Annotated in this window: 5 protein-coding genes; 4 read left to right on the forward strand and 1 reads right to left on the reverse strand. The window is 70.4% G+C overall.

What is annotated here, in order from left to right; translation table 11 throughout:
- The coding region (locus tag NBZ83_RS29550) for a TerD family protein (RefSeq protein WP_261576267.1) at positions 1 to 614 on the reverse strand (614 nt) is incomplete at its 3' end.
- 135 nt (positions 615 to 749) lie between these two features.
- Between NBZ83_RS29550 and NBZ83_RS29555 the strand changes: the two genes are divergently transcribed.
- The 4 genes from NBZ83_RS29555 to ctaD all read left to right on the forward strand — a co-directional run bounded on the left by NBZ83_RS29555 (position 750) and on the right by ctaD (position 5,812).
- Complete coding sequence (locus NBZ83_RS29555; RefSeq protein WP_261564856.1) at positions 750 to 1,361, forward strand: suppressor of fused domain protein; 612 nt, start codon at positions 750 to 752, stop codon at positions 1,359 to 1,361.
- Between the two features lie 63 nt (positions 1,362 to 1,424).
- Entirely contained in the window at positions 1,425 to 1,988 is a 564-nt protein-coding gene (locus tag NBZ83_RS29560; RefSeq protein WP_368861928.1) for a MaoC family dehydratase, read from the forward strand.
- Between the two features lie 164 nt (positions 1,989 to 2,152).
- On the forward strand, positions 2,153 to 3,790 hold the full coding sequence (locus NBZ83_RS29565; RefSeq protein ID WP_261564858.1) for an alkaline phosphatase D family protein: 1,638 nt from the start codon (positions 2,153 to 2,155) through the stop codon (positions 3,788 to 3,790).
- A 285-nt stretch (positions 3,791 to 4,075) separates the two neighbouring features.
- On the forward strand, positions 4,076 to 5,812 hold the full coding sequence (gene ctaD, locus NBZ83_RS29570) for an aa3-type cytochrome oxidase subunit I (protein WP_261564860.1): 1,737 nt from the start codon (positions 4,076 to 4,078) through the stop codon (positions 5,810 to 5,812).
- Positions 5,813 to 5,952: the final 140 nt, after the last annotated feature.

Genomic DNA, 5,952 nt, shown 5'->3' on the forward strand with positions numbered 1-5,952 from the left:
CCCCACTGCTGGCCGCCGGGCGGCCCGGCCGCGGGCATCGGCGGCGCGGCGGGCGGCGCCCACTGCTGGCCGGCGGGCTGCGGCTGCGGCGCAGGCGGGGACCCGCCGGAGGTGCCGGGATCGTCGACGGCGATGCCGAAGTCGGTGGCGATGCCGGCGAGCCCGGCGGCGTAGCCCTGCCCGACCGCGCGGGCCTTCCACGCGCCGGCCCGGCGGTAGAGCTCGACGAGGATCAGCGCGGTCTCGGCGCCGAGCCCGGTGGGGTCGAACCGGACCAGCTCGGCGCCACCGCGGGTGTCGCGCACCGAGATGCCCAGGCCCTGCACGCCCGCGAACGTCACCGGGCCGCTGCCGTCCAGGCTGCCCGTGATGACGACCTTGTCGATGTCCGGCGGGACGGCGGCGAGGGTGAACTCGAGCGCCGACGGCGGCAGCAGCCGCACCCCCGGGCCGGTCGGCTGGTTGAAGAAGACGAAGTCGTTGTCGGTGCGCACCTTGCCGGCGGGGGTCACCAGGATCGCGGCGATGTCCAGCGAGCTCGACGAGGCGATCTCCACCCGCACGTCGGTGGTGGGCAGCGGCGCATTGCCGCCCTTCGTCAGCACCTGTCCCATAGCCGTACCCCCTCCAAGGTCGCGCACCATCTTGAACGCGCCCACCGGGTACGACGGTTCCCGGACGCCGGCCGGCGACACGGACGCTCCCGCCGACCCTACGATCGGTGCCATGCGAAAAGCGGAACGGGTCCCATGAGCGACAGCGCCGCCCTGCGGCGATCGGTCGAGGGGCACGTCGCGGCGCTGTTCGGCCGGGACACCGGCCGCGCCTCGGTGACCTTCCTCGGCACCGAGCAGATGGACGTGCTCCGGTTCGGCCCCGACCGCGACGGCCTCGTCCGCTACCTCACCCTCGGCATGTCCCGGGAGCCGATGACGGCGTCCGACGCCGCCGTGCGCGACCCGGCCGGGCCGCGGGCGGAACTGGTGCTGTCGCTGCGTGGCCGGCGCGACAGCGTGCTGCGCCGGCTCGCCGTGCTCGCGACCGTGCCCGCCGTCGAGGGCCGGCCGATCGCCCCCGGCGCCGGCCTGGACCTCGGCGAGCCGCTGTGGGACGGTGCGCCGTTCACCGCGGTGCTGGTCGGCGAGCCCGGCGGCCTGATCCCCGACCTGCCGCTCGCGGACGCCGTGGACGACCCGGCGTTCGCCGCCGCCGCGCCGGTGCGCTTCCTGCCCGTCCTGCCGATGACCATGAACGAGGCGGCGTTCAAGCGGGTGCACGGCCCCGAGGCGCTGCACCAGCGCTGGCTGGCCGCGGGCACCGATCTACGCGACCCGCACCGCCGCGAGGTCAGCCTCGGCTGAGGCCGTTCGCGGCGACACGACTACACGACTACACGACTACACGACGCGAAAGATGACTACTCTCTGCAGTCAAAAGGGCATGCGGCGCACCGCCGGCGCTGCGTCCGGAGGGGGTCCGTCATGCAGTTCGGCCGCTGGTTCGAGGAGTTCGAGGTCGGGGACGTGTACCGGCACTGGCCAGGCAAGACCGTCACCGAGTCCGACAACCACCTGTTCTGCCTGCTCACGATGAACCACCATCCCCTGCACCTGGACAGCCACTACGCCGAGCGAAGCACCCAGTTCAAGCGGAACGTGGTGGTCGGCAACTACGTGTACTCCCTGCTGCTGGGCATGTCGGTCCCGGATGTCTCCGGCAAGGCCATCGCCAACCTGGAGGTCGAGTCGCTGCGGCACGTCGCGCCGGTGTTCCACGGCGACACGATCTACGGCGAGTCGACCGTGCTCGACAAGGTCCCCTCCCGCAGCCGCGACGACCGGGGTGTCGTCACCGTGGAGACCCGTGGCCACAACCAGGACGGCGTGCTCGTGTGCGTCTACCGGCGCAAGGTGATGGTCCCGACACGGGCCTTCGGCGAGGCGCACGGCGGTGAGCAGCCCGGCCGCCCCAGGCCCGCCCACATCTGACCCACACCAGCACTTTCGCCGGATCCGACCCTTCTCTACCGGTCCGGAAGCACTACTCTCATGACGTTGTGACCGGTAATGCCGCAGGTTCCTCGCGTCCCCTTCGATCCCGTCCCGCCGCCGGGTCCGAGCCTGCACCGGGCGGGCAGCCGCACCGGCGGGCGGTGCTGCTCGGCGGGCTGGGGTTCGGCGGCGCGGCGGCGGCCGCGGTGGGGCTGGCGGCCTGCGGCGGCCCGGGCGATCCGAGACCGATCCCGGCTCCGACGCTGCGCGCCCCGACCCCCGTCCCCGGGGTGACCGAAGGCGTGTTCGGCGTGGGTGTGGCCAGCGGCGACCCGCTGCCCGACGGCGTCATCCTGTGGACCCGCCTGGCGCCGCGCCCCAGTGAGGGCGGCGGAATGCCCTCGCGCGACGTCCCGGTCGACTGGCAGATCGCCACCGACGAGCGCTTCCGCTCGGTGGTGCGCGCCGGCACCCAGACCGCGCAGGCGGCGTTCGCCCATTCGGTGCACGTCGACGTCCGCGGCCTGGAGCCGGGACGCGACTACTTCTACCGTTTCCGTGCCGGCACCGTGCTCAGCCCCGTCGGCCGGACCAGGACCGCCGCCGCCCCGCAGGCCGGCGCGGACGGGGCCGGCGGGACGCTGACCCTCGCGCTGGCCTCCTGCCAGGACTTCCAGAACGGTTACTGGCCGGCCTTCGACGCCATCGCCGCGGACGCGCCGGATCTCGTCCTGCACGTCGGCGACTACATCTACGAGTACGACCCGGACAGCCGGTTCCCGGACCGCGTGCACACCACCCCCCAGCAGCCCGGACTCGACCAGCTCCAGACTCTGGCGGACTACCGCAACCGCTACGGCCAGTACAAGGCGGACCCGGCGCTGCAAGCCGCCCACCTCGCCGCGCCCTGGGTCGTCACCTGGGACGACCACGAGGTGGAGAACAACTACGCGGGCCTCGTCGACGAGGCCGGTGACGCCGGCGACCGCCACCAGGACCCGGCCGCCTTCGCCCGCCAGCGGGCCGCCGCCTACCAGGCGTACTACGAACACATGCCGATCCGGGTCGATCTCAACCCGGGCTCGCCCGACCTGCGCATCTACCGCCGACTCGCCTTCGGCAGCCTGCTGACGCTCAACGTCATGGACACCCGCCAGTACCGGACCCCGGTGCCGGGCAACTCACCGGAGGCCATCGGCCCGGCCGCCCTCGGCGTCGGCAACACCGGCGGCACGATGGCCGGCGCGGCCCAGGAACGCTGGCTGCGCGCGGGGCTCGACGCGTCCCGGACCCGCTGGAACGTGATCGCGCAGCAGACGATGATGGGCCAGCTCGACGGCCAGCTGTCCATCGGGTCGGGGACCATCCTGACCAATCTCGACGAGAACGACGGCTACCGCCCCTACCGGCGCCGGCTGCTGACCGGGGTGCGTGACAGCGGGGCCCGCAATCCCGTGGTGCTCTCCGGGGATCTCCACTGCGCCTGGGTGAACGACCTGCGGGTCGACTTCGACCGGCCGGAAACGCCCGCGGTCGCGACGGAATTCGTCTGCACCTCGATCAGTTCGGCCTTCTTCCTCATCAACGACGAATTCGTCCAGGAGAACAACGCCCGTTTCAACCCGCACGTCCGCTACTTCCGCGGCGATCGCCGGGGATACACCCGGATTCAGGTGACGCCGACGGAGTGGCGCGCGGACATGCGGGTCGTCGCCGACCTCTCCCGACCAGACTCGCCGGTATCCACCGACGCCACCTGGATCGTCGAGGACGGTGTTCCCGGCGCCCAGCCGGCCTGACCGTCGCCACGGATCGGCGCCACGGATCGGCGCCACGGATCGGCGGCACGAAGGCAATTCAATTACCACGAATCCCCCGGATCGCCCGGTGGGGCATCGCGAAACATATCGAAGAAAAATCGACCCGCTTCCGACCGGAATCTCGTCCGGCACGTTAGGCTGCCGCCGGCCGACCGCTGCATGAACCGCGGTCGCCGGCGGCGCCGGCCCGGCCTACTGACCGCCGCCCGCACGCCGCGGCCCGCCCGCGGCGCCGCGCGGACGACGAGGAACCGGGAGCCGAGTGTGACGATTCTCCAGGAGCCGCAGGAACCGGCACCATCCACCCGGCACAGCCCGGAGAGTAATGTCGCAACGCATACCAGGCCGTACACGAACCTGCTCGGCTACCTGCGGACGACGTCCCACAAGGACATCGCCGTGATGTACTTCGTCACCGCGTTCGGTTTCTTCCTGTTCGCCGGGATCCTGGCCGTCATGATGCGGTCGGAGCTCGCCCGGCCGGGGCTGCAGTACTTCTCCAACGAGCAGTACAACCAGATGTTCACGATCCACGGCACGGTCATGCTGCTGCTGTTCGCGACGCCGTTGGCGTTCGCCTTCGCGAACCTTCTGGTGCCGTTGCAGATCGGCTCGCCCGACGTGGCGTTCCCCCGACTGAACTCGCTGTCGTACTGGTTCTTTTTGTTCGGCGGGCTGACCGTCATCTCCGGGTTCCTCACCCCGGACGGCGCCGCCGACTTCGGCTGGTTCGCCTACGCCCCGCTCAACAGCAAGATCTACTCGCCCACCGTCGGCGGCGACCTGTGGGTCCTGGGCCTGGTGGTGTCCGGGCTCGGCACCATCCTCGGGGCCGTCAACATGATCACCACGATCCTGACCCTGCGCGCGCCCGGCATGACGATGTTCCGGCTGCCCATCTTCTGCTGGACGTTCCTGGTGACGTCGATCCTGGTGATCGTCGCCTTCCCGGTGCTGGCCGCGCAGCTGCTGTCACTGGAGGCGGACCGCCGGTTCGGCGCGCACGTGTTCGACGCGGCGAACGGCGGCGCGATCCTGTGGCAGCACCTGTTCTGGTACTTCGGTCATCCCGAGGTCTACATCATCGCTTTGCCGTTCTTCGGCATCATCAGCGAGATCCTGCCGGTCTTCTCCCGAAAACCCCTGTTCGGCTACAAGGGGCTGGTCTTCGCCACGATCGGGATCGGCGTGCTGTCGCTCACGGTGTGGGCGCACCACATGTTCGTCACCGGCGCGGTGCTACTGCCGTTCTTCGCGCTGCTGTCGTTCCTCATCGCGGTGCCGACCGGCATCAAGTTCTTCAACTGGATCGGCACGATGTGGCGCGGACAACTCACCTTCGAGACGCCGATGCTGTTCGCACTCGGGTTCCTGGTGACGTTCCTGTTCGGCGGGTTGACCGGGGTGATGCTGGCCAGCCCGCCCATCGACTTCCACGTCAGCGACAGCTACTTCGTCGTCGCCCACTTCCACTACGTCGTGTTCGGCACCGTCGTCTTCGCCGCGTTCGGCGGCACCTACTTCTGGTTCCCGAAGATCACCGGCCGGATGATGAACGACAGGCTGGGCAAGGTCCACTTCTGGACCATGTTCTTCGGCTTCCACGCCACGTTCCTGGTGCAGCACTGGCTCGGCGTGCGCGGCATGCCACGGCGCTACGCCGACTACGCGCCGGCCGACGGTTTCACCACGCTGAACACGGTCTCGACCGCCGGCGCGTTCCTGCTGGCAATGTCGACGCTGCCACTCATCTACAACCTGTGGCACTCCTACCGGCACGGCAAGATCGCCACCGTCGACGACCCGTGGGGCTACGGGAACTCGCTGGAATGGGCGACCTCCTGCCCGCCGCCGCGGCACAACTTCCGGACGCTGCCGCGGATCCGCTCCGAGCGGCCCGCCTTCGACCTGCACTACCCGCAGCTCAGCGGCCTCCTCGACTACCACTCGACGCCGGAGCTCGCCGACGTGCACACGCAGCCCGCGCAACGCGAGGACTAACCGCGTCCTAACGTCTGGCGCCTGGTCCGGTTGCGGTGCGCAGCGCACGTTGCGGTGCGATTCACACGATCCACGGATTTCAGACCGTGCAGACCGCACCGCGATCGAATCACGATCAGCCAGGCGGGACGGGCGGGACG

The sequence above is a fragment of the Frankia gtarii genome (assembly GCF_025403375.1).
In the GTDB taxonomy this organism is placed as follows: Bacteria; Actinomycetota; Actinomycetes; order Frankiales; family Frankiaceae; genus Frankia; species Frankia gtarii.